22 protein-coding genes are annotated in these 22939 nt (G+C 71.7%); 14 read left to right on the forward strand and 8 right to left on the reverse strand.

Annotation, left to right across the window (positions count from 1 at the left end):
- Positions 1-141: 141 nt before the first annotated feature.
- From deoC to N7925_RS12370, 3 genes are read left to right on the forward strand one after another with little or no spacing between them, the layout of a single operon-like run.
- Positions 142-1089 carry a deoxyribose-phosphate aldolase gene (gene deoC, locus N7925_RS12360; protein WP_265603841.1) on the forward strand — a complete coding sequence of 316 codons (948 nt, stop codon included), beginning with the start codon at positions 142-144 and terminating at the stop codon, positions 1087-1089.
- A 5-nt stretch (positions 1090-1094) separates the two neighbouring features.
- A complete protein-coding gene (locus tag N7925_RS12365) occupies positions 1095-2534 on the forward strand; it encodes an aldehyde dehydrogenase family protein (protein ID WP_265599710.1) in 1440 nt (479 codons plus the stop codon).
- Positions 2524-3441, forward strand: a complete 918-nt coding sequence (locus N7925_RS12370; protein ID WP_265599711.1) for an aldehyde dehydrogenase family protein — start codon at positions 2524-2526, stop codon at positions 3439-3441. Before N7925_RS12365 ends, N7925_RS12370 begins: the two co-directional genes overlap by 11 nt.
- Positions 3442-3516: 75 nt before the next feature.
- On the opposite strand, the gene N7925_RS12375 is transcribed toward N7925_RS12370, so the two are convergent.
- Positions 3517-3936, reverse strand: coding sequence for a hypothetical protein (locus N7925_RS12375; protein WP_265599712.1), 420 nt, complete (start codon positions 3934-3936; stop codon positions 3517-3519).
- A gap of 60 nt (positions 3937-3996) precedes the next feature.
- Here N7925_RS12375 and N7925_RS12380 point away from each other — a divergent pair, with 60 nt between their 5' ends.
- Positions 3997-4707, forward strand: a complete 711-nt coding sequence (locus tag N7925_RS12380; protein ID WP_265599713.1) for a uridine kinase family protein — start codon at positions 3997-3999, stop codon at positions 4705-4707.
- Between the two features lie 331 nt (positions 4708-5038).
- Here the strand turns inward: N7925_RS12380 and N7925_RS12385 are convergent, their stop codons facing one another.
- Positions 5039-5806 (reverse strand): SigE family RNA polymerase sigma factor, encoded by a 768-nt coding sequence (locus N7925_RS12385; protein WP_265599714.1) that lies wholly within the window; start codon positions 5804-5806, stop codon positions 5039-5041.
- A gap of 182 nt (positions 5807-5988) precedes the next feature.
- On the opposite strand from N7925_RS12385, the gene afsQ1 reads away from it, so the two are divergent.
- The 5 genes from afsQ1 (at position 5989) to N7925_RS12410 (ending at position 9815) form a co-directional block, all read left to right on the forward strand.
- On the forward strand, positions 5989-6666 hold the full coding sequence (gene afsQ1, locus N7925_RS12390; protein ID WP_006127084.1) for a two-component system response regulator AfsQ1: 678 nt from the start codon (positions 5989-5991) through the stop codon (positions 6664-6666).
- Positions 6663-8192, forward strand: a complete 1530-nt coding sequence (locus N7925_RS12395; protein ID WP_265599715.1) for a sensor histidine kinase — start codon at positions 6663-6665, stop codon at positions 8190-8192. Before afsQ1 ends, N7925_RS12395 begins: the two co-directional genes overlap by 4 nt.
- A complete protein-coding gene (locus tag N7925_RS12400) occupies positions 8189-8824 on the forward strand; it encodes a hypothetical protein (protein WP_274343892.1) in 636 nt (211 codons plus the stop codon). The genes N7925_RS12395 and N7925_RS12400 overlap by 4 nt, the downstream gene beginning before the upstream one ends.
- Positions 8825-8942: 118 nt before the next feature.
- Positions 8943-9515, forward strand: a complete 573-nt coding sequence (locus N7925_RS12405) for a VanZ family protein (protein WP_265599717.1) — start codon at positions 8943-8945, stop codon at positions 9513-9515.
- Positions 9516-9608: 93 nt separating this feature from the next.
- Entirely contained in the window at positions 9609-9815 is a 207-nt protein-coding gene (locus N7925_RS12410) for a PspC domain-containing protein (protein WP_265599718.1), read from the forward strand.
- A gap of 170 nt (positions 9816-9985) precedes the next feature.
- Here N7925_RS12410 and N7925_RS12415 read toward each other — a convergent pair whose 3' ends face one another.
- Together N7925_RS12415 and N7925_RS12420 are read right to left on the reverse strand one after the other, a co-directional pair.
- On the reverse strand, positions 9986-10288 hold the full coding sequence (locus tag N7925_RS12415) for a hypothetical protein (RefSeq protein ID WP_274343893.1): 303 nt from the start codon (positions 10286-10288) through the stop codon (positions 9986-9988).
- Positions 10289-10422: 134 nt separating this feature from the next.
- A complete protein-coding gene (locus N7925_RS12420; protein ID WP_274343894.1) occupies positions 10423-11577 on the reverse strand; it encodes an adenosine deaminase in 1155 nt (384 codons plus the stop codon).
- A 103-nt stretch (positions 11578-11680) separates the two neighbouring features.
- On the opposite strand from N7925_RS12420, the gene N7925_RS12425 reads away from it, so the two are divergent.
- Entirely contained in the window at positions 11681-12442 is a 762-nt protein-coding gene (locus tag N7925_RS12425; protein ID WP_265599721.1) for an alpha/beta hydrolase, read from the forward strand.
- 24 nt (positions 12443-12466) lie between these two features.
- Here N7925_RS12425 and N7925_RS12430 read toward each other — a convergent pair whose 3' ends face one another.
- Positions 12467-13420: a LysR family transcriptional regulator gene (locus N7925_RS12430; protein ID WP_274343895.1), complete on the reverse strand. Its 954-nt coding sequence runs from the start codon at positions 13418-13420 to the stop codon at positions 12467-12469.
- A 62-nt stretch (positions 13421-13482) separates the two neighbouring features.
- On the opposite strand from N7925_RS12430, the gene N7925_RS12435 reads away from it, so the two are divergent.
- The 3 genes from N7925_RS12435 to N7925_RS12445 all read left to right on the forward strand — a co-directional run bounded on the left by N7925_RS12435 (position 13483) and on the right by N7925_RS12445 (position 16806).
- Positions 13483-14793 carry an MFS transporter gene (locus N7925_RS12435; RefSeq protein ID WP_274343896.1) on the forward strand — a complete coding sequence of 437 codons (1311 nt, stop codon included), beginning with the start codon at positions 13483-13485 and terminating at the stop codon, positions 14791-14793.
- Between the two features lie 99 nt (positions 14794-14892).
- Positions 14893-15609 carry a L,D-transpeptidase family protein gene (locus N7925_RS12440; RefSeq protein WP_098893010.1) on the forward strand — a complete coding sequence of 239 codons (717 nt, stop codon included), beginning with the start codon at positions 14893-14895 and terminating at the stop codon, positions 15607-15609.
- A gap of 168 nt (positions 15610-15777) precedes the next feature.
- Entirely contained in the window at positions 15778-16806 is a 1029-nt protein-coding gene (locus N7925_RS12445) for a sigma-70 family RNA polymerase sigma factor (protein WP_265599724.1), read from the forward strand.
- A 109-nt stretch (positions 16807-16915) separates the two neighbouring features.
- Here N7925_RS12445 and N7925_RS12450 read toward each other — a convergent pair whose 3' ends face one another.
- Positions 16916-17290, reverse strand: coding sequence for an STAS domain-containing protein (locus N7925_RS12450; RefSeq protein WP_265599725.1), 375 nt, complete (start codon positions 17288-17290; stop codon positions 16916-16918).
- A gap of 214 nt (positions 17291-17504) precedes the next feature.
- Here N7925_RS12450 and N7925_RS12455 point away from each other — a divergent pair, with 214 nt between their 5' ends.
- Positions 17505-20855, forward strand: coding sequence for a S8 family peptidase (locus N7925_RS12455; RefSeq protein WP_443032147.1), 3351 nt, complete (start codon positions 17505-17507; stop codon positions 20853-20855).
- A gap of 80 nt (positions 20856-20935) precedes the next feature.
- On the opposite strand, the gene N7925_RS12460 is transcribed toward N7925_RS12455, so the two are convergent.
- Positions 20936-21526 carry a Uma2 family endonuclease gene (locus tag N7925_RS12460; RefSeq protein WP_265599726.1) on the reverse strand — a complete coding sequence of 197 codons (591 nt, stop codon included), beginning with the start codon at positions 21524-21526 and terminating at the stop codon, positions 20936-20938.
- Between the two features lie 113 nt (positions 21527-21639).
- Positions 21640-22917 carry a thymidine phosphorylase gene (locus N7925_RS12465; RefSeq protein WP_265599727.1) on the reverse strand — a complete coding sequence of 426 codons (1278 nt, stop codon included), beginning with the start codon at positions 22915-22917 and terminating at the stop codon, positions 21640-21642.
- Between the last annotated feature and the right edge of the window lie 22 nt (positions 22918-22939).

Genomic DNA, 22939 nt, shown 5'->3' on the forward strand with positions numbered 1-22939 from the left:
CCGCACGGCCGCCCGCCGCCGGGCCGCGGCGTCCGGAGTGTGGGCGCGCGGGGGCGGGGTGGGATGCGGGGTGCGGGACGCACGGATGGCCTGGCCCCCTGTACAGGTCGCTACGCGCGTAGATATGCTCCCCTGGTGACCATGCCCACCACTGCTCCCGCATTTTCCGACGCGACGGCGTCCGACAGTGCGCTGCGCCGCTTCCTGTTCGGGCTGCCCGGCGTCGACGCCGTCGGCCTCGAAGCGCGCGCCGCCGCCCTCGGAACCCGTTCGATCAAGACGACGGCCAAGGCGTACGCCATCGATCTCGCCATCTCGATGATCGACCTGACGACGCTGGAAGGCGCGGACACCCCGGGCAAGGTCCGGGCTCTCGCCGCCAAGGCCGTCAACCCCGACCCGACCGACCGCACCGCCCCGCGCACCGCCGCGGTCTGCGTCTATCCCGACATGGCGGCCACCGCCGCCGCCGCGCTGGCCGGCTCCGGTGTGAAGGTGGCGTCCGTGGCGACCGCCTTCCCGGCGGGCCGCGCCGCGCTCGACGTCAAGCTCGCGGATGTCCGCGACGCCGTGGCGGCCGGGGCCGACGAGATCGACATGGTGATCGACCGGGGGGCGTTCCTCTCGGGCCGGTTCCTGAAGGTGTACGAGGAGATCCTCGCCGTGAAGGCGGAGTGCGGCCCCGCCCGCCTCAAGGTGATCTTCGAGACCGGTGAGCTGTCCACGTACGACAACATCCGCCGGGCCTCCTGGATCGGGATGCTGGCGGGCGCCGACTTCATCAAGACCTCGACCGGCAAGGTGGCCGTCAACGCCACCCCCGCCAACACGCTCCTCATGCTGGAGGCCGTCCGCGACTTCCGGGCGCAGACCGGCGTGCAGATCGGCGTCAAGCCGGCCGGCGGGATCCGCACCACCAAGGACGCGGTGAAGTTCCTGGTGCTGGTGAACGAGACCGCGGGCGAGGACTGGCTGGACCCGCACTGGTTCCGGTTCGGTGCGTCCAGCCTGCTCAACGACCTGCTGATGCAGCGCCAGAAGCTCAGCACCGGCCGTTACTCCGGCCCCGATTACGTGACGGTGGACTGATAGCCATGGCATCCGCATTCGAGTACGCACCGGCGCCGGAGTCCCGCGCCGTCGTCGACATCGCCCCCTCCTACGGGCTGTTCATCGACGGCGAGTTCGCCGAGGCCGCCGACGGCAAGGTCTTCAAGACCCTCTCGCCGAGCAGCGAGGAAGTCCTCTCCGAGGTCGCGCGCGCCGGCGCGGCGGACGTGGACCGGGCCGTGAAGGCGGCCCGCAAGGCGTTCGAGAAGTGGTCGGCGCTGCCCGGCTCCGAGCGCGCCAAGTACCTGTTCCGGATCGCCCGGATCATCCAGGAGCGCAGTCGCGAGCTCGCCGTTCTCGAAACCCTCGACAACGGCAAGCCGATCAAGGAGACCCGCGACGCGGACCTCCCACTGGTCGCGGCGCACTTCTTCTACTACGCGGGCTGGGCCGACAAGCTGGACCACGCGGGGTACGGCGCGAACCCCCGTCCGCTGGGTGTGGCCGGACAGGTCATCCCGTGGAACTTCCCGCTGCTGATGCTCGCGTGGAAGATCGCCCCGGCGCTCGCCACGGGCAACACCGTGGTCCTGAAGCCCGCCGAGACGACCCCGCTCAGCGCTCTGTTCTTCGCGGACATCTGCCGCCAGGCGGGGCTCCCCAAGGGCGTCGTCAACATCCTGACCGGGTACGGGGACGCGGGCGAGGCCCTCGTCACGCACCCCGACGTGAACAAGGTCGCCTTCACCGGCTCGACCGCCGTCGGCAAGGCCATCGCGCGCTCCGTCGCGGGCACGGACAAGAAGGTCACCCTGGAGCTGGGCGGCAAGGGCGCGAACATCGTGTTCGACGACGCGCCGATCGACCAGGCCGTCGAGGGCATCGTCACCGGGATCTTCTTCAACCAGGGCCAGGTCTGCTGCGCCGGTTCCCGGCTGCTCATCCAGGAGTCGGTCCAGGACGAGGTGCTGGACGCCCTGAAGCGCCGGCTGTCCACGCTGCGCCTGGGCGACCCGCTGGACAAGAACACCGACATCGGTGCGATCAACTCCGCCGAGCAGCTCGCGCGGATCACCTCCCTGGTGGAGACCGGCGAGGCGGAGGGCGCGGAGCGCTGGAGCGCCCCCTGCGAACTGCCTTCGTCCGGCTACTGGTTCGCCCCGACGCTCTTCACGAACGTCACCCAGGCACACACGGTGGCCCGCGACGAGATCTTCGGCCCGGTGCTCTCCGTCCTCTCCTTCCGCACCCCGGACGAGGCGGTCGCCAAGGCGAACAACAGTCAGTACGGCCTCTCGGCCGGCATCTGGACGGAGAAGGGCTCCCGCATCCTCGCGGTGGCGAACAAGCTCCGCGCGGGCGTCGTCTGGGCCAACACGTTCAACAAGTTCGACCCGACGTCGCCGTTCGGCGGCTACAAGGAGTCGGGCTACGGCCGCGAGGGCGGCCGCCACGGCCTGGAGGCGTACCTCGATGTCCGATAACAACCGACTTGGCGTCTTCAAGACCTACAAGCTGTACGTCGGGGGCAAGTTCCCCCGCTCCGAGAGCGGCCGGGTGTACGAGGTGAGCGACTCCAAGGGCCAGTGGCTGGCGAACGCGCCGCAGTCCTCCCGCAAGGACGCGCGCGACGCGGTCGTGGCCGCGCGCAAGGCGTTCGGCGGGTGGTCGGGCGCGACCGCGTACAACCGGGGCCAGGTCCTCTACCGCGTCGCGGAGATGCTGGAGGGCCGCAGGGACCAGTTCGTCCGTGAGGTGGCCGCCTCCGAGGGGCTGTCGAAGTCCAAGGCGGCGGCCGCGGTGGACACGGCGATCGACCGCTGGGTCTGGTACGCGGGCTGGACCGACAAGATCGGGCAGATCTCCGGCGGGGCGAACCCGGTCGCGGGCCCCTTCTTCAACCTCTCCACCCCCGAGCCGACGGGCGTGGTCGCGGTCCTCGCGCCGCAGAAGTCGTCGTTCCTCGGCCTGGTCTCGGTGATCGCCCCGGTCATCGCGACCGGCAACACGGCGGTCGTCGTCGCCTCGGCCGACGCCCCGCTGCCCGCGCTGTCGCTGGGCGAGGTGCTGGCCACCTCCGACGTGCCCGGCGGCGTGGTCAACATCCTGTCGGGCGTCACGGCGGAGCTGGCGGCCCCGCTCGCCGCCCACCAGGACGTCAACGCGATCGACCTCACCGGTGCGGACGCCGCCCTGGCGAAGGAGCTGGAGATCGCGGCGGCGGACAACCTGAAGCGCGTCCTGCGCCCGGGCCCTGCTCACGCGGACGGCGCGGCGGACTCCGCGGACTGGTCGGCCTCCCCGGACACGCACCGCCTGACGGCGTTCCTGGAGACCAAGACGGTGTGGCATCCGACGGGCGCCCTGGGAGCCGCCGGCTCCTCGTACTGACGCACACCCGGTGCCCGGACGGGGCCGCCCTCCCACCCCGGGGCGGCCCCGTCCGCCGTCTCTCCGCGCCGGGCTTCAGCCCGTGATGAGCCCGGTGACCGTCCCCACCACGGGCAGGTCGCCGAGCGCTCCGCCGCTGCTGATCGGGTCCGTGAGGACGGCCGTGGTCAGCGGCTTGAAGTCCGCGATCTGGGTGCCCACGGCGTTGTCCAGCGGGTCCACCCCGGTGTTGGCCAGCGGGTCCAGCTGGAGCTCGGTGATCGGCGCGACGCTCTCGGCCAGCGAGGTCCCGAGCGCACTGGTCACCGCCGGTCCCGCCGTCTCGCCGACCGACCGGAGGGCCGAGGAGCCCTGGTCCGGGATCTCCGCGACCGGGGGCAGCTGGACGGCCCCCGCGGAGCCCGCGCCGGCTCCCAGGGCGGCCCCCAGCGCGGTGAGGGTCAGACCGGCGCGCAGCAGGACGCGACGTTCGGGCTTACGTGCATGAAGTGCCATGTTTCCACCTGGTCGATCTCGTCGGGTAATCGTCTGTGCGCGCAGAGTAGTTGAGGTGTGATGCTGGATACCAACAGGAGGCCCGAGGGGTCCCCTGCGCGGCTCAATGCCTCACACTTCTGTTCTGTGAGTTCCCAACCGATCCCGACCCGCGTCGTGCTGCTCGCGGGCCCTTCCGGCTCCGGCAAGTCCGTCCTCGCCGCCCGCACCGGCCTGCCGGTGCTGCGCCTGGACGATTTCTACAAGGAGCACGACGACCCGACGCTGCCCCGGGTACCGGGCTCCACGGACATCGACTGGGACTCCGCCGGGTCCTGGGACGCGGACGCGGCGGTGGCCGCCATCGCCGAGCTGTGCCGGTGCGGCCGTACGGACGTCCCGGTGTACGACATCGCCACCAGCTCCCGTACGGACCATGAGGCCTTCCACATCGAGCGGTCACCGCTGTTCGTGGCGGAGGGCATCTTCGCGGCGGACATAGTGGAGCGCTGCCAGGAACTGGGCCTGCTGGCCGACGCGCTGTGCCTGCGCGGCCGCCCGTCCACCACGTTCCGCCGCCGCCTGGTGCGGGATCTGCGCGAGGGCCGCAAGTCGGTGCCGTTCCTGCTGCGGCGGGGCTGGCGGCTGATGCGGGCCGAACGCCGCATCGTGGCCCGCCAGACGGCCCTGGGGGCGCACCCCTGCGGCAAGGAGGAGGCGCTGGGGCGGTTCGCCGCCGCAGCGGCGGGGCGGTGCCGCAGGGCGGGCGTGGGGGCGCGGGTCCCGGAGTAGGGACGGGCGCCCCCGGGCTCGCGCTCAGCCGGTGGGGGCCGCGCAGCCGAAGGTCTTGGCTGTCCGCACTTGCTCGCTTCCTGGTGCGAAGGGCCGGGCGTCTCCAGGCCCATTGGCCCCACCGACCCGCAGTGACCCCACGGAAAGCGGGGCCGTACAGGACCCCCCGGCCCGTACGACCCCGCTGTGTTCCCCCCGTGACCCGCGCCTCCCCCGAAGCGACGGGCCGTTCCCCCGTGGTGGTTCCCCCGAACCCCCTCGGTCCCCGTTCTTACTGCTCCCCCGTACTTCCCCCGTGGCCCCCGCCTCCCCCGGGACGGAGGGCCCAGCCTCAGGCCACCAACTCGCCGAAGGACTCCTGCTCGTCACGTCCGAAGCTGAGGACCTCGTCCTCGCGCAGCCGGCGCAGGGAGCGCCAGATGCTGGACTTCACCGTGCCGACACTGATGTCGAGGATCGACGCGATCTCCGGGTCGGTGCGGCCCTCGTAGTACCGCAGGACCAGCATCGTGCGCTGGAGTTCGGGCAGCCGGGCGAGCGCCTGCCACAGCACCGCCCGCAGCTCCGTGCCGCGCATCGCGTCCGTGTCGCCCACCGTCTCCGGCAGCTCCTCGGTCGGGTATTCGTTGAGCTTGCGCCTGCGCCAGGCGCTGATGTGCAGATTGGTCATGGTGCGGCGCAGATAGCCGCCGACCGCCGCCTTGTCGCTGATCCGGTCCCACGCCCGGTAGGTCGAGAAGAGGGCGCTCTGCAGCAGGTCCTCGGCCTCGAACCGGTCACCGGTCAGGTGGTAGGCGGTCGCGTACAGGGAGGCCCGTCGCTCCCGGACGTAGGCCGTGAACGCCGCTTCGGCGTCCGCGTCTCCCGTCCGGGCCGTGCGGTCCCCCGTGGCCTCCCCGTACGCGCTCGCCGCCCCCTTGGGCGCGTCGAGCACCGTCATGTACGGCATGCGCACCTGCTCCGCCGCCGTCTGGTGCTGACGCCCGGCGCTCCGAACACACCCCCGCATGTTCATGACGCCGGACTTCTCCGTGCTCCGCCCGACGTCGTGGAGGCGCGTGACAACTGCGCTTGAGCTGGTGCTGTGCAGTGCGTTCATCTCGCGCCCCCTATCGGTGGAGTCCGTTCGTTCCCTGTTGTCGAAGAGCTTGCCGGGGCAGTTTCATGGCGCTGTCCCCCGACTGTCACAGGCCTGTCACAGGGGTGGTCGGGGCCGTGCCCGGACAATCGGACCGGGCCACAGGTCGAACTGAAGCGCCACCATGGGCCAGAATGACGTTCGTGCCTTTCCTGTTGCTGATCGAGGACGACGACGCCATCCGCACGGCCCTCGAACTCTCGTTGTCACGCCAGGGCCACCGTGTGGCCACCGCGGCGACGGGAGAGGACGGCCTGGAGCTGCTGCGCGAGCAGCGGCCCGACCTGGTCGTGCTGGATGTGATGCTGCCCGGGATCGACGGTTTCGAGGTGTGCCGGCGTATCCGCCGCACCGACCAACTGCCGATCATTCTGCTGACCGCGCGCAGCGACGACATCGACGTCGTGGTGGGACTGGAGTCCGGCGCGGACGACTATGTGGTGAAGCCTGTCCAGGGACGGGTGCTCGACGCCCGGATCCGGGCGGTGCTGCGCCGGGGGGAGCGCGAGTCGACCGACTCCGCGACCTTCGGCAACGTGGTGATCGACCGCTCCGCCATGACCGTCACCAAGGACGGTGAGGATCTGCAGCTCACGCCGACCGAGCTGCGGCTCCTGCTGGAGCTGAGCCGCCGGCCCGGCCAGGCCCTGTCCCGGCAGCAGTTGCTGCGGCTGGTGTGGGAGCACGACTACCTGGGCGACTCCCGCCTGGTGGACGCCTGTGTGCAGCGGCTGCGCGCGAAGGTGGAGGACGTACCGTCCTCGCCGACCCTGATCCGTACGGTGCGGGGCGTGGGCTACCGGCTGGACTCGCCTCAGTGACCGAATCCGCCAAGCGGTCCCTGCGCGCCGGTCTGCGCTGGACCAGTCTGCGGCTGCGCCTGGTCGTGGTGTTCGCGCTGGTGGCGCTGACGGCCGCGGTCTCCGCTTCGGGGATCGCGTACTGGCTCAACCGCGAGGCCGTGCTGACCCGTACCCAGGACACCGCGCTCGACGACTTCCGGCGGCAGATGCAGGACACCGCGGCGGAGCTGCCGACCCGTCCCACCAAGGACGACCTCCAGCGGGCCGCCGGTCAGATGGCGTCCAGCGGCCCGGGTTACAGCGTGCTGCTGGAGGCCGAACGCGAGCGCGGCAAGCCGATCGTGGGCTACTCCGACCTGGACAGCTTCACCCGGGCCGATGTTCCGGACTCGTTGCAGAAGCAGGTGGCCCGCAAGCAGTCGCTGACGTCGAGCAACGAGCACGAGTACCACCTGTTCTGGCAGCGGACGAGCATCGCGGGCACGCCGTATCTGGTCGCCGGTACGCGGATCATCGGCGGCGGCCCGACCGGTTACATGCTCAAGTCCCTCGACCAGGAACGGCAGGACCTCAACTCGCTGGCCTGGTCGCTGGCGATCGCCACCGCCCTCGCGCTGGTCGGCTCGGCGCTGCTGGCGCAGGCCGCCGCGACGACGGTGCTGCGTCCGGTGCAGCGGCTCGGCGACGCGGCCCGCAAGCTCGGCGAGGGCAAGCTCGACACCCGCCTGGAAGTGTCCGGCACCGACGAACTCGCCGATCTCTCCCGTACGTTCAACAGGACGGCGAGCTCGCTGGAGAAGAAGGTCGCGGACATGAGCGCGCGGGAGGAGGCGAGCCGCCGGTTCGTCGCCGACATGTCGCACGAGCTGCGGACCCCGCTGACCGCGATCACGGCGGTGGCCGAGGTGCTGGAGGACGAGGCGGACACCCTCGACCCGATGATCGCGCCGGCCGTGCATCTGGTGGTCAGCGAGACCCGGCGGCTCAACGACCTGGTGGAGAACCTGATGGAGGTGACCCGCTTCGACGCGGGCACGGCCCGGCTGGTGCTGGACACGGTCGACGTCGCCGACCAGGTGACCGCGTGCATCGACGCGCGGGCCTGGCTGGACGCGGTGGACCTGGACGCGGAGCGCGGCATGATGGTCCGGCTCGATCCGCGCCGGCTGGACGTGATCCTGGCCAACCTGATCGGCAACGCCCTCAAGCACGGGGGTTCGCCGGTGGGTGTGCGGGTGCGGACCGAGGGCGAGGAGCTGGTCATCGAGGTACGGGACCACGGTCCGGGCATCCCCGAGGACGTGCTGCCGCACGTCTTCGACCGGTTCTACAAGGCCAGCGCCTCCCGGCCGCGGTCGGAGGGCAGCGGGCTCGGCCTCTCCATCGCCATGGAGAACGCGCACATCCACGGCGGTGACATCACGGCGGCGAACTCCCCGGACGGCGGTGCCGTCTTCGAACTGCGGCTGCCGCGCGACGCCGAGAAGCTCGCGGACCACGGTGAACCGGGGGCGGACGCCCCGGACGGGAACGGGACGACGTGAAGCGCGGCTATGTCACGTACCGGCGAGGCCCGCTCCGGCGGCATACGGCAGCCTCGCTGGCGGCCGTACTGGCGGCCGCGGCGCTGGTCTCCGGGTGCGGGATCCGTACGACCTCGGTGCCGGTGGACGCGGGGCCCGCGCCCTCCCGGGTGCCGTGCCGGCTGTCCTCCTCGGACGTCGCCACCCGGTCGCCGGACCACGTGAGCACCACCGTGTATCTGGTGTGCACCTCGCAGCTGGTCACCGCGGAACGTCCGGTGGCGGCGGACGCGACCGGCGCCGACCCCCTGGCGGTCGCCCGGGCGCTCCTGGAGGAGGTCCAGCAGGCGCCGACCGCGGACGAGCGGCGGGCCGGGTTCACCACCGCGGTTCCGGCGGGGCTGCGGGTGTCCCCGGCCCGGGACGGCGACCCGGCGGGCGCCGTGCGCCTCAGCAGCCAGCCGGAGGACCTGTCGGCGGAGGCGCTGGCCCAGCTGGTGTGCACGTACGCGGAGAGCGAGACGCTGGTCCGGGACGGCTCGGTGGTCCTGGGCGGGCCCGGGGACTACCCACCGCGCGGCTATCTGTGCACCTCGCAGACGAAGTCCCGGCCGGGCGACCTGGCGACGCCGGACGGCGTCCGGCTGGACTGACCCGGTTTCCGGGCGGTCGGGCGGCCCTCCCGGTCCGGGAGGAGGGGCCGCCCGGGAGAGCCGCCCGGGAGGCGGGCCGCTGCGGCGCGGAACCGATCCTGCCGGTCGCGGCGTCTTGGTGGACGTGCGTCACAGTTCGGACGGCGAGACCGTCATCCACTTCCGCGCGGCGGGGGTCACTCTCCTTGCCGCGCATCTGCTGTTCGTCGGGTGGCTGACGCTGCGCCCGCTGGACGTTCCCTGGATCATGGCGGCGAATTTCGAGCCGCTCGCCGGGATCAGGGCGGACCTGGCGCTGGGACCGGCCGAGGCGGCCCGCCGGATCGGCGGGGCGTTGTCGCTGCTGGCCCCACTGGGGGTGCTGCTGCCGATGGCCGGGGGCCGGGTCTTCGTCTCCCCCTGGGTCTCACTGCTGCGTACGGTCGCCGCCGGCGCGCTGATCTCGCTGGCCATCGAGCTGGGCCAGACCGGGGTGCCCGGTCAGATCGTCGACATCGACTCGCTGCTGCTGAACACCACGGGGGTGGTGCTGGCCCATCTGCTGGTCGTCCCGGTCTGCCGGGCGCGGCTGCGCCGCCGGGGTGTGCCGGGGGTGCGGGACCTGCCCTGCTACCGGCAGGAGACCCGTCTCAGGGACGAGGCCCCTGGGGGGTCGACCCCGACGATTACCGGGGTCGGCCTCGCTCCGTAGAGCGATGCTTTGTCCCCCTTCGCGGCGCACCATGGATACATCGGGGAGCGCACGAGGCCGCTCCTCACACCACGGTTCGCGAAGGAGCCCACCATGGCCGCACTTGTCCGCCCCCGCGAAGGCCGCATGATCGGCGGAGTGTGCGCGGGTCTCGCCCGGCGCTTCGGTATCTCCGCCAAAACGATGCGCGTCATCTTCGTCGTCTCCTGTCTGCTGCCCGGCCCGCAGTTCCTGCTCTACGTGGCGCTGTGGGCACTGCTGCCGTCGGAGAAGTCCGCCTCCTCCGCGACGGCTTGGTGACGCGCCGGACCACGGGGAGCAGACGGAGTGCAGACGGGGAGCAGATACGCACAGTGGGGCGCACACCCTGGATCAGGGTGTGCGCCCCACTGGCATGTACGGGTGGCGCCGGTGGCCCGGCGCGCGCGTGCCGGGGCGTGGCCGCCCGGCCTGGGTCGGCCGACAGGCTCTCAGCCGCCGAGCGGGATCCCGTTGGCGGTGAGGCCCTTGGTGGGCAGTCCGCCGAGCAGGCCGGTGACCGGGGCGGCCGCGTCGGTGGCGTCGCCGCCGAGGACCTTGTCGACGGTCTCCTGGACCGGCGCGTTCTGCGCCGACTTGGCGACGGTGTCGAGCGCCATCGTCGAGACGGGGAGCACTCCGGCCGCGGTCTCCAGCGGCAGCGAGGGGGCGGCGGAGGCGCTGCCGGCGGCGGCAGCGGCGAAAGCGGCGCCGAGAGCGGCGACACCGAGAGTCTTGGCAGCAGACTTCTTCATGGCGAATTCATCCTTGGGGAAGGGGATGTGAGCGGCTCTGCAAGCTAGCCATCCCGCTGCCCCTGTCGCAAACATCCCGACACGCGGAAAAGGGCCGGGATTGCATTTCCCGGCCCTTTCGCCTGTCGGAGGCCTCAGCCCTTGGAGGCCGCGGAACCGCTGGTCACAGCGGTCTGGCGGAAGAGCCACTCGGACTTCAGCTCCGCGTAGCCGGGCTTGACGACATCGTTGATCATGGCGAGACGTTCGTCGAAAGGAATGAAAGCTGATTTCATCGCATTGACTGTGAACCACTGCATGTCATCGAGCGTGTATCCGAAGGTCTCGGTCAGCCGCTCGAATTCCCCGGTCATGCTCGTGCCGCTCATCAGCCGGTTGTCCGTGTTCACGGTGATCCGGAAGTGCAGCTTGCGCAGCAGTCCGATCGGGTGCTCGGCGTACGAGGTGGCCGCGCCGGTCTGGAGGTTGGAGGTCGGGCACATCTCCAGCGGGACGCGCTTGTCCCGTACGTAGGAGGCGAGGCGGCCGAGGGTGACCGAGCCGTCCTCGGCGATCTCGATGTCGTCGATGATCCGCACCCCGTGGCCGAGGCGGTCGGCGCCGCACCACTGGAGGGCCTGCCAGATCGACGGCAGGCCGAAGGCCTCGCCCGCGTGGATGGTGAAGTGGTTGTTCTCGCGCTTGAGGTACTCGAACGCGTCGAGGTGGCGGGTGGGCGGGAACCCGGCCTCGGCGCCCGCGATGTCGAAGCCGACGACGCCCTGGTCGCGGTAGCTGTTGGCGAGTTCGGCGATCTCCAGGGCGCGGGCCGCGTGCCGCATCGCGGTGAGGAGGGCGCCGACGCGGATGCGGTGTCCGCCCGCGCGAGCGATGCGCTCACCCTCGCGGAAGCCCTCGTTGACGGCCTCGACGACCTCTTCGAGGGTCAGGCCGCCCTCCAGGTGCTGCTCGGGGGCGTAGCGGATCTCGGCGTAGACGACGCCGTCCTCGGCGAGGTCCACGGCGCACTCGGCGGCCACCCGGAACAGTGCGTCACGGGTCTGCATGACGGCGCAGGTGTGGGCGAACGTCTCCAGGTAGCGCTCCAGCGAACCGGAGTCGGCGGCCTCGCGGAACCAGGTGCCGAGCTTGTCGGCCTCGGTCTCGGGGAGGGAGTCGTAACCCTGCGCGCGGGCCAGCTCGACGATGGTGCCCGGCCGCAGGCCGCCGTCGAGGTGGTCGTGGAGCAGCACCTTGGGGGCGCGCCGGATCTGGTCGGAATCAGGGACGTTCGGGGTCTGGCTCGTCATCTTGGCACTCTAGCGCCTACGCGCGTAGAGCGCCTGGTGTCGATGCGTAACAGTGACCGCGAAGTCGGGTGGAGTACACCTCACCTTCTGACACTGTTCTGTCATGGGACAGCGCGCACTCTCCTCGCCCGACGCCAGGCTGGGACGGGCCGTTCGGTCGGCCGGAACGTTGGACGAGGTCAGCGGCGTGGTGCTGCTGCTCCCGGACGGCCGGGCCGACTCGCACCGTCGCCCCTCCCCCCTGTCGTACGCGGCACAGCTGCCGTTCGCCCGTGCCCTGGCCCGTGCCGGGGTGGGCGACGGGCTCGCGGTGCACGTGCTGCGCTACCGCCGCCGGGGCTGGAACGCGGACGACGCGCATCCCGTCGAGGACGCCGCGTGGGCGGCCGACGAGGTCCAGCGCCGGTACGGCGACGTACCGGTCTGCCTGGCCGGCCACGGGATGGGCGGGCGGGCCGCGCTGCGGGCGGCCGGACACGGGGCGGTCACCTCGGTCCTGGCGCTGGCCCCGTGGCTGCCGGAGCGGGCGGCGGCCGAGCCGGAGCCGGTGAGGCAACTGGTGGGGCGGCGGGTGCTGATCGTGCACGGCACCAACGACGAGCGCACCGACCCGGAGCTGTCCTACCGGCTGGCCGAGCGGGCGAAGAAGTCCAACCGGGACACCTGCCGCTTCGAAGTCCATTCCGACGGCAACGCGTTGCGCCAGCACCGCTCCGAAGTGATGGCGCTGGCCGCCGACTTCGTGCGCGGTTCGCTCTTCGCCCGGTCCTACGCCCGCCCGGTCGCGGACGCGCTCGCCGCTCCGCCGCCGCTGGGGCTGCGGATGCCGTTGGCCGCCGGGTTCGGCCGTTCGCTGCGGCACTGAAGGCGCGCCCCGCCGGGCGCCCGCTCAGTCCGGCAGCAGGTGGCCGCGGCGCGAGAGCAGGAAGCGTTTGAAGGCGGCGACCGGCGGGGTGTCGGGGTGGCCGTCCAGCCAGGCGACCCCGATCTCGCGGGCGGCGCGCGGTGCGGTGACCGTCAGCTCGACGACGCCGGGGCGGGCGACCGCGGGCGGCGGCAGCAGGGCCACCCCGAGCCCGGCGGCGACCAGCCCGCGCAGGGTCTCCGCCTCCTCGCCCTCGAAGGCGACCCGGGGCGTGAAGCCCACCTCCGCGCACAGGTCGTCGGTGATCCGGCGCAGCCCGTAACCGGGCTCCAGGGTGACGAACGTTTCGTCGGCGGCCTCCGCGAGCCGGATGCGCCGGCGGGACGCCAGGCGGTGGTCGTCGGGGACCACGAGGCGCAGCCGCTGTTCGTCGAGGCGGCGGGCGACCAGGTCGGGGGCGTCGGGCACGGGTGAGGTGAGGCAGAGGTCGAGGCCGCCCGCGCGCAGCCGTTCGATCATCGCCTCGCCGTAGTTCTGCACGAGCTGGAAGCGGACCTTGGGGTGGTCGACCCGGAAGGCGCGGATCAGGGCGGGCACGGTCTCCGAGCCCATGGTGTGCAGGAAGCCGAAGGAGACCCGGCCCGCCGTCGGGTCGGCGTCCGCCCGGACCGAGTCGGCGGCCTTCTCCACCTCGGCCAGGGCCCGTTCCGCCGAGCCGAGGAAGGTGCGGCCCGCCGGGGTGAGCGAGACGGTGCGGCCCCTGCGGGCGAACAGGGCGACGCCCAGGTCCGCTTCGAGCCGGACCATGGCCCGCGAGAGCGTGGACTGCGGGACGCCCAGCTCGTGTGCGGCGCGGGTCACATGCTCGTGCCGGGCGACCGCCTCGAAGTACGCGAGGCGGGGCGCGAGCACGGCCCGGATGTCTTCTTCGTAACCACTGGGTGACAGCCACGGCCCTGAGCTGCGTTCATGCGCCATGGGATTGATTATCGCAGTTCTGTGCATTGGACGCATGAAACGTCTCGCTCTACTTTCGACGTATGCCTCCCGCCAGTACCGGGGCATCCACCATCGTCGTGGATGCCTCTGCCCCGCAGTCCCCCGTCACCACCACCGCCGCGCCCGCCGCCGCCACCCATGAGCGCCTGGAGCCCGGCCGCCCCGGCTACCGCCGGATGAGCTTCGCCCTCTTCGCCGCCGGTGTCGCGGCCTTCGCGCTCCTCTACTCCACCCAGGCGCTGCTGCCCGCGCTCTCCGCGTCGTTCGACGCGAGTGCCGGACAGGCGAGCTGGACGGTCTCGGCGGCGACCGGGGTGCTGGCCCTGTTCGTGCTGCCGCTGAGCGCGCTCTCGGAGCGGTTCGGGCGGCGGCAGCTGATGACGGCGTCGCTGGCGATCGCGGTGCTCGTCGGACTGCTGGTGCCCTTCGCCCCCTCGATGGGCGCGCTGATCGCGCTGCGCGCCGTCCAGGGTGCGGCGCTCGCCGGACTCCCGGCCTCCGCGATGGCCTATCTCGCGGAGGAGGTGCGGCCCAAGGCGCTGATCGCCGCGATCGGGCTGTTCGTCGCGGGCAACAGCATCGGCGGTATGAGCGGGCGCATCCTCACCGGGTGGGTCGCCCAGGCCTGGGGCTGGCGCGCCGCGCTGGCGGCGGTCGGGCTGCTCGCGCTGGCATGCGCCGTCGTCTTCCACTTCCTCATCCCGAAGGCCCGGAACTTCCGTCCCGGTTCGCTGAACCCGAAGGCCCTCGCGAAGACCGTCGCCACGCATCTGGCCGACCCGCTGCTGGTCCGGCTGTACGGGATCGGCGCGCTGTTCATGACGGTGTTCGGCGCGGTCTACACGGTGATCGGCTACCGGCTCGTCGAGGAGCCGTTCAGCCTGCCGCAGGGCGTCATCGGCTCGATTTTCCTGGTCTACCTGGTCGGTACGGTCTCCTCCGCCGCCGCCGGACGCCTGGTGGCCCGCCTCGGCCGCCGGGGCGCGCTCTATCTGGCGGTCTCCACCACGGCCGCCGGGCTGCTGCTCTCGGTGGCCGACCGGCTGGCCGCCGTACTCCTGGGCCTGGTGCTGATCACGGCCGGCTTCTTCGCCGGGCACGCGGTCGCCTCGTCGTCGGTGAGCCGCACCGCGACGACGGGCCGGGCACAGGCCTCGGCGCTCTACCAGTCGGCGTACTACCTGGGCTCCAGCGTGGGCGGCACGCTGGGCGCGGTCGCCTTCCACGCCGGGGGCTGGACGGCGACGGTGGCGCTCGGGCTGCTCGCGGTCCTCGGGGTCGTCTCGATCACCCTGTACGGCACCCGGGTGGCGCGTGCGGAGCGGCGGGCGCTCCTCCCCGCCACGCGCTGAAGCACAACCGAGACATGCCGGCGCGCAACCACCGCACCCCTTCGCACGTCTACCAGGCGTAACCAACAAAGCACTGTGGGCGAAGGGGAGTTGGCGCGCATGGGAGTCACGGCGAAGATATCCGGAAGACCTCTGCGACGAGGGGTGGCCCTGTCCGTCGCCGGACTGGTGGCCGCTCCGGCCCTGGTCCTGGGCACCGGCACCGCCGCCCACGCGGCGTCCTGCACCAAGTCGGTGGGACCGCACCAGAAGCAGGTCGAGAAGTTCCTGAAGCGGCCCGTGGACGGCAAGCAGTCGACGGCCGACTGCAAGGCGACCCAGAAGTTCCAGAAGAAGCACGGGATCACCCCCACCATCGGCTACGCCGGTCCGCTGACCTGGCGCACGATGAACACGATGCTCGCCCAGAAGGCGGCCGGGAAAAACCCCAACAAGGCCAAGAAGTGCCCCACCAACAAGGGGCGCATCGCCTGCGTCGACCTGACGCGGCAGCTGAGCTGGATCCAGGACGGCAAGAAGCTGACGTACGGACCGGTGCCGGTGCGGACCGGCCGGAACGGCGTCGAGACCCGGACCGGGTCCAAGAAGATCTACTGGCGCAACATCAAGCACTGGTCGACGATCTACAAGGTCTGGATGCCGCACTCCCAGTTCTTCGACGGCGGCCAGGCGTTCCACTCGGTCACCAAGTCCATGTACAACCCGCCGGGCTCCGGCGGCTGTGTCAACATGCGCCCCGCCGACGCGAAGGCATACTGGAAACTGCTGAAGAACGGCGACGACGTGTACGTGTACGGGCGCAAGCCCGGGACCTGAGCGACGCGCTGGGAGCACTTCCCGAGGGGTGCCGGACCCCGTGGCCGTGGCCATGGCGTGCGGTACCCCTTGTCCTCTTTCCGCCCCGGCTGTCAGTGGCCTGCGGTAGCTTCCGACGTACCGGGTGACGGATGCCACAGCGCGGCTGCGCGCGACAGGGGTGGAGCGATGAGCGATCTGACCACGACGACGGCCACGGGAGCGGCGGCGGGTGCCGGGGGCGCCGACGCCGCCGGGATCGACAGCCGCCTGGAGGGCCACCGGATCGAGCTGACGGGGTACTGCTACCGGATGCTCGGATCCGCCTTCGAGGCCGAGGACGCGGTGCAGGACACCCTGGTCCGGGCCTGGCGCAACTTCGACAAGTTCGAGGGCCGCTCCTCGCTGCGCTCCTGGCTCTACCGGATCGCCACCAACGTCTGCCTGGACATGCTGAACGCGGGCAACAAGCGGGCCCGCCCGGTCGACCTGACGGGCCCCACACCGCTCGCCCAGGCCGCGCTGAGCCCCCGCCCGGAGAACGTGTGGCTGGAGCCGATGCCCGACGGCCGGATCCTGCCCTCGGTCCAGGACCCGGCGGAGGCGGCCGTGGCGCGCGAGTCGGTGCGCCTGGCGTTCGTCGCCGCCCTCCAGCACCTGCCGCCCAAGCAGCGGGCCGTGCTGATCCTGCGCGAGGTCCTCGCCTGGAAGGCCGCGGAGGTGGCCGAGCTGCTGGAGACCTCCGTCGCCTCGGTCAACAGCGCCCTGCAGCGGGCCCGCGCCACGCTGACCGAGACGGAGGGCCGGGCGGGCGATGTGGCGGACCCCCTCGACGAGGAGCAGCAGAAGCTCCTGGAGCGCTATGTGAAGGCGTTCGAGGGATATGACATGACCGCCCTGACCGCGCTGCTCCACGAGGACGCGGTGATGACGATGCCGCCGTTCGACCTGTGGCTCCGGGGCACCGGGGACATCACGGGCTTCATGACCTCCATCGGCGCGGCGTGCGCGGGCTCCAAGCTGGTGCCCGTCCTGGCGAACGGCTCCCCCGGCTTCGCGCACTACAAGCCCGCCGAGGACGGCGACGGGTTCGTGCCGTGGGCGGTCCAGGTCATCGACATCCAGGACGGGGCGATCACCGGGATGCACTGCTTCCTGGACGTCCCGCGCTGGTTCCCGCTGTTCGGCCTGGCCGACCGGCTTCCGGCCGACGCGTAGGAGTCAGCGGCCGGGCCCGGCACCCCGCGGCACAGCAACGGGGCGCCGGGCCCGGCATTCTGTACGCGCCCGGCGACCGTACGGGCCCGGCGTCGGCGCCCGCCCGGCGTCAGCGCGGGTCCGGCACCCACTCCTCCGGCCCCTCCTCCAGGGTCACCACGTCGGCCAGCCCCACCAGGTCCAGCAGTGACCGGAGTTCGGGGGGCACGCGGCGCAGCCGCAGCGTGCGTCCGGACCGGCGGGCGACCAGCGCGAGCCGGGCCACCGCCTCGACCAGGGTCAGATCGGGCCGGACCACCCCGCCCACATCGCAGTCCGCCGCCCCGCCCGGGGCGAGGGCAGCGCCGCGCGGGTCGGCGAGAGCGCGCTCCAGCTCGACGCAGAGTTCGGGTACGTCGGCGCGGCTGACCTGGCCGGTCACGGTCAGGGCGATCGGATTCTCGGTATCCACACCAGGCAGACCGGACCGGCGGGCGAAATTCATCGGCCCCCTCCGTACGGCCCCTCCGTGCGACCCCGCCACGGAGGGGCCGTTTTGCGACAACTGTGAGCTCCTGGCGCCTCGTGCGTAAACCAACTCCCCCGGCATTACCTCTAGTTCGGTGAGCCGACGGGCCGCAGCCGTCGTTCCTGCGTCGCTGCGGACCGGCGGGACCGAGAAACCATCGAGTTCTCCAGGGGGAGAGTTGCGCAGACACGTGAGAACCGCGTGCATACCGGCGGTCGCCACTGCCGTGGCCGTGGCACTGGCGGCGGGCATGACCTCGTCCGCCGTCGCCCAGCCGGATCCGAGGGCGTCGTCCGACGCCCGGGCCCAGGATCGTTCCGAGGAGAGGGAGCTGCGCCGGCTGACCCTCGTCACGGGTGACCGGGTCACCGTCGACGCCCAGGGCAAGCCGGTCGCCTTCCGGCCCGCGAAGGGCCGGGAGCACATCCCGGTACAGCGGATGAGCAACAAGGGGCACACACTCGTCGTCCCGGCCGACGCCCATCGGCTGATCGTCTCCGGCAAGCTCGACCGGCGGCTGTTCGACGTCACCGAGCTGAGCCGCCCGGAGAATCTCCGGGCCCAGCGCGACGGTCTGAAGCTGATCGTCGGCTACCGGGGCAAGCAGGCCGCCGCCGCGAAGGCGCAGGTCCGCGACGCGGGCTCCACCGAGGTGGGCCGGAGCCTGACGTCGCTGAACGCCGAGTCGGTGACCACACCGACCGCCGACGCGCCGGCGATCTGGCAGGCGCTCACCGACCGGCGGGCGGGCGGTGAGCGGGTCACCACCGCGGCCGGCATCGACCGGGTCTGGCTGGACGGGGTGCGCCGGGCGAGCCTGGACAAGAGCGTCCCGCAGATCGGCGCCCCGGCGGCGTGGAAGGCCGGGTTCACCGGCAAGGGCGTCAAGATCGCGGTCCTGGACACCGGGACGGACGCCACCCACCCCGACCTCAAGGGCCAGATCCTCGCGGAGAAGAACTTCAGCGCCGCCAAGGACACCAAGGACCGGGTCGGCCACGGCACGCACGTCGCCTCGATCGCGGCGGGCACCGGCGCCAGGTCGGGCGGCAAGTTCAAGGGCGTGGCCCCGGACGCCAAGCTGCTCGCGGGCAAGGTGCTCGACGACGACGGCTACGGCGAGGACTCCGGCATCCTGGCCGGAATGGAATGGGCGGTCGCCCAGGGCGCCGACATCGTCAACCTGAGCCTCGGCGGGACCGACACTCCGGAGGTGGACCCGCTGGAGGCCGCGGTCGACAAGCTGTCGGCCGAGAAGGGCGTCCTGTTCGCCATCGCCGCGGGCAACGAGGGCGACGGCGCGGGCACGGTGGGCTCACCGGGCAGTGCGGACGCCGCGCTGACCGTGGGCGCGGTCGACGACCAGGACAGGCTGGCGGGCTTCTCCAGCCGCGGCCCGCGGGTCGGGGACGGGGCGGTCAAGCCCGACGTGACGGCCCCCGGCGTGGACACCACGGCGGCCATCCCGTCCGGCTCGCAGATCGCGAAGGAGGTGGGCGAGAACCCCGCCGGCTACGCGACGATCTCGGGTACGTCGATGGCCACCCCGCACGTCGCGGGCGCGGCCGCCCTGCTCAAGCAGCAGCACCCCGACTGGGCGTACACCGAGCTGAAGGGCGCGCTGACCGCGTCCACGAAGCCCGGCGCGTACAACCCGTTCCAGCAGGGTTCCGGCCGGATCGCGGTGGACCGGGCGATCGCCCAGACCGTGGTCGCCGACCCGGTCTCGGTGAGCTTCGGGGTGCAGCAGTGGCCGCACACCGACGACGAGCCGGCCACCGAGAAGGTCACGTACCGCAACCTCGGTACGGGCGAGGTCACCCTCGATCTGAAGGTGACGGGCACCGGACCGGGCGGCAAGCCCGCTCCGGCCGGCTTCTTCACGCTCGGCGCGGACCGGGTCACCGTCCCGGCGGGCGGCACGGCGGAGGTGACGCTGACCGCCGACACCCGGCTCGGCTCCACGGCCGACGGCACGTACTCCGCGTACCTGGTGGCCACCGGCGGCGGGCAGACCGTGCGCACGGCCGCCGCGGTCGAGCGTGAGGTGGAGAGCTACGACGTCACGGTCAAGCACCTCGGGCGGGACGGCCGTCCGGCCGTCTACGCGGACAGCACGCTCTTCCGCTTCGGTGCGGAGTCCGGCAACCCGTTCCTGAGCCCGCAGGTCGTCGACGGCACGGCGAAGATCCGGGTGCCCAAGGGCACGTACGTGGTCAACTCCACGGTCTACAACGACCCGGACGACGTCACCAAGGGCGCCGACTGGATCGCGCAGCCCAAGATCGCGGTCACCAAGAACACCTCGCTGACGTTCGACGCCCGCAAGGCGAAGCCGGTGAACGTCACGGTTCCGGACGCGAAGGCGAAGGCTCAGCTGTTCTCCCCGGACTACCGGGTGGAGGAGGGAGACGACGCGGTCTCCTTCGGCTGGCTGATGGAGTCGCCGGCCGGAATCCGTACGCTCCACGCCGGCCCGAAGGTCACCGACGGCTCCCTCGCCCAGCACTGGACGGGCACGTGGAGCAGGGGCACGTCGACCGAGTACGACATCGCGGTCGGCGGCACGGTCAAGCAGCTCGCCACCGGCTTGAACCGGAAGTTCACCACGGCGCAGCTGGCCAAGGTGAAGATCGCGATGGGCTCGGCCGCGCCGAAGAAGAAGGGTTCGATCACCGCCTTCCCCCTCCTGCCCACGCAGGGCGGCACCTGGGCGACCTCGATCGATCAGAAGCTGCCCGGCACCCGCACGCTGTACGTCTCCACCGGGGACAAGGTGGTCTGGAGCTTCGACTTCGACCAGCAGGGCCCCCTCGACGCGGACGGCTGGCCGACGTACGAGGCCAACTACCAGGTCGGCAGGGAGGCGACGTACAAGGCGGGCAAGACGTACACGAAGTCCGTGAACACGGCGGTGTTCGGCCCACTGGTGGACAAGAACTACGGCATCGTCCGTGAGGGCAACGAGATCGTCGGCTTCCTCCCGTTGCTGGCCGACTGCCGGGGCAACGCGGGCGGGATGCTGTTCACGTCGGCCGAGACCGTCCTGTACCGCAACGGCAAGAAGCTCGGCCAGAACGGCGACCCCTTGGTCAGCGGCGAGCCCTTCCGGGTCCCGGCGGGCGCGGCCGACTACAAGCTGACGACCACGGTCCAGCACAGCGCGAAGGTCAACCCGCTCTCCACCCGGGTGGACGCGGCCTGGACGTTCCGCTCGAAGAAGACCGCGTTCACCATGCTGCCCGTCTCCACCGTCCGGTTCACCCCGGCCGTGGGCGCCGACGGCCGGGTCAAGGCGGGCAAGACCGTCTCGGTGCCGGTGAAGGTGCACGGCGCGGCCGCGGGCAAGAACCTGAAGTCGCTGAAGACGTACGTCAGTTACAACGGCGGCAAGACGTGGAAGAAGGTCACCGCCAAGAAGGGCAAGATCACCGTCAAGAACCCGGCCAAGGGCAAGGCGATCTCCTTCTCCGCCAAGGTCACCGACAAGAAGGGCAACACCTCGTCGGTGAAGATCTACAGCGCGTACTTCGGCAAGTGACCCGATACGTCCGGTAGTTCACGCTCGCATGACGGCGGCCCGCCGCACGGATCCTCTCCGTGCGGCGGGCCGTCCGCGTGTCAGCTGACCGGGAAGACGCCGGTGTCGATGACCAGCCCGAACGGCTCGGGAAGGGTCAGCTTCCGCCCGTACTCGACCGTTTCCAGGACCCGGTACGTACCGCCCTCCGGCTCCCCGTACAGCGTCGCGGTCGGGCGGCCGGAGTGCCAGGGGTCGAGGAGCAGGAACAGCTCCACTCCGGCCTTGGCGTAGCCGTTCACCTTGCTGACGCGGTCGTGGTTGGCGTTGGAGCGGGAAGTGATCTCGGCGACGAGCAGGGCCTCCTCGGCGGGGACGGTGTTGCCCGGCCCGGAGGCCACAGCCCGGGGTACGACCACGAGGTCGGGAATGTAGATGCCGCCCCGCCCCGGCAACGAGAGGCCGAGGGTCTGGTAAATCTCCCAGTCCTCCGGGATGACGGTGTAGAGCCTGCGCTGGAGCAGGGCAGCAGTGGTGTTGTGGTCCCCGGGCGGCGGCGGCGACACGGTGACGATCTCCTCGATGATCTCCACCTTGCAGCCCTCGGGTGCGTCCGTCTCCTCCCAGATCCGGACGATGTCGTCCCAGTCCTGGCCGTGGCCCGGCACGGGTTCGCCGGTGAGTGCGCTCATGGCGGTCTCCTCCATCGGTACGTCACCTGCGGCCTCGCGTCCGACGTCCAGCATGCCGAACGGGACCGGTGGCAGTCCACCGATCCCGTTCACCCATATGGGGAATCCGCAGGTCAGGCGATACGTTCCCGCACCACCGGCAGCGGTGCGAACGACGTGCCGGCCGGGGCGATGTCGTACGCCTCGGGCAGCGCCTTCAGCGCGTAGTCGAACTTCTCCGGGGTGTCCGTGTGCAGCGTCATCAGGGGCTGGCCCTCGGTGACGGTGTCGCCGGGCTTGGCGTGCAGCTCGACGCCCGCGCCCGCCTGCACCGGGTCCTCCTTGCGCGCGCGGCCCGCGCCGAGGCGCCAGGCGGCGACGCCGACGTCGTAGGCGTCCAGGCGGGTCAGGACGCCGGAGGAGCGTGCGGTGACGATGTGCTGCTCGCGGGCGGTCGGGAGCGTGGCGTCCGGGTCGCCGCCCTGGGCGGAGATCATCCGGCGCCAGACGTCCATGGCGGAGCCGTCGGCGAGGGCCTTCTCCGGGTCGGCGTCCTTGAGTCCGGCGGCGTCCAGCATCTCGCGGGCGAGGGCGAGGGTCAGGTCGACGACGTCCCTAGGGCCGCCGCCGGCCAGCACCTCGACGGACTCGCGGACCTCCAGCGCGTTGCCCGCGGTGAGGCCGAGCGGGGTGGACATGTCGGTGAGCAGCGCGACCGTCCGCACCCCGCTGTCGGTGCCGAGCGCGACCATGGTGGAGGCCAGTTCGCGGGCGTCGTCAATGGTCTTCATGAAGGCGCCGGAGCCGACCTTGACGTCCAGGACGAGCGCTCCGGTGCCCTCGGCGATCTTCTTGGACATGATCGAGCTGGCGATCAGCGGGATCGCCTCGACGGTGCCGGTGACGTCGCGGAGCGCGTACAGCTTCTTGTCGGCGGGGGCGAGGCCGTCGCCGGCGGCGCAGATGACCGCGCCGGTGCCGTCGAGGACGCTGAGCATCTCCGCGCCTGTGAGGTGGGCCCGCCAGCCGGGGATGGACTCCAGCTTGTCCAGGGTGCCGCCGGTGTGGCCGAGGCCCCGGCCGCTGAGCTGCGGCACGGCCGCGCCGCAGGCGGCGACCAGCGGGGCGAGCGGCAGGGTGATCTTGTCGCCGACGCCGCCGGTGGAGTGCTTGTCGGTGGTCGGGCGGGAGAGCGCGTCGAAGTTCATCCGCTCGCCGGAGGCGATCATCGCGGCGGTCCAGCGGGCGATCTCCGTGCGGTTCATTCCGTTGAGCAGGATCGCCATGGCGAGGGCGGACATCTGCTCGTCGGCGACCTCGCCGCGGGTGTAGGCGTCGACGACCCAGTCGATCTGCTCGGGGGTCAGCTCGCCTCGGTCCCGCTTGGTGCGGATGACGGAGATGGCGTCCATGGGAATCCTTCCGGCCGGGTGC

This window comes from Streptomyces sp. CA-278952 (assembly GCF_028747205.1).
Lineage (GTDB): Bacteria > Actinomycetota > Actinomycetes > Streptomycetales > Streptomycetaceae > Streptomyces.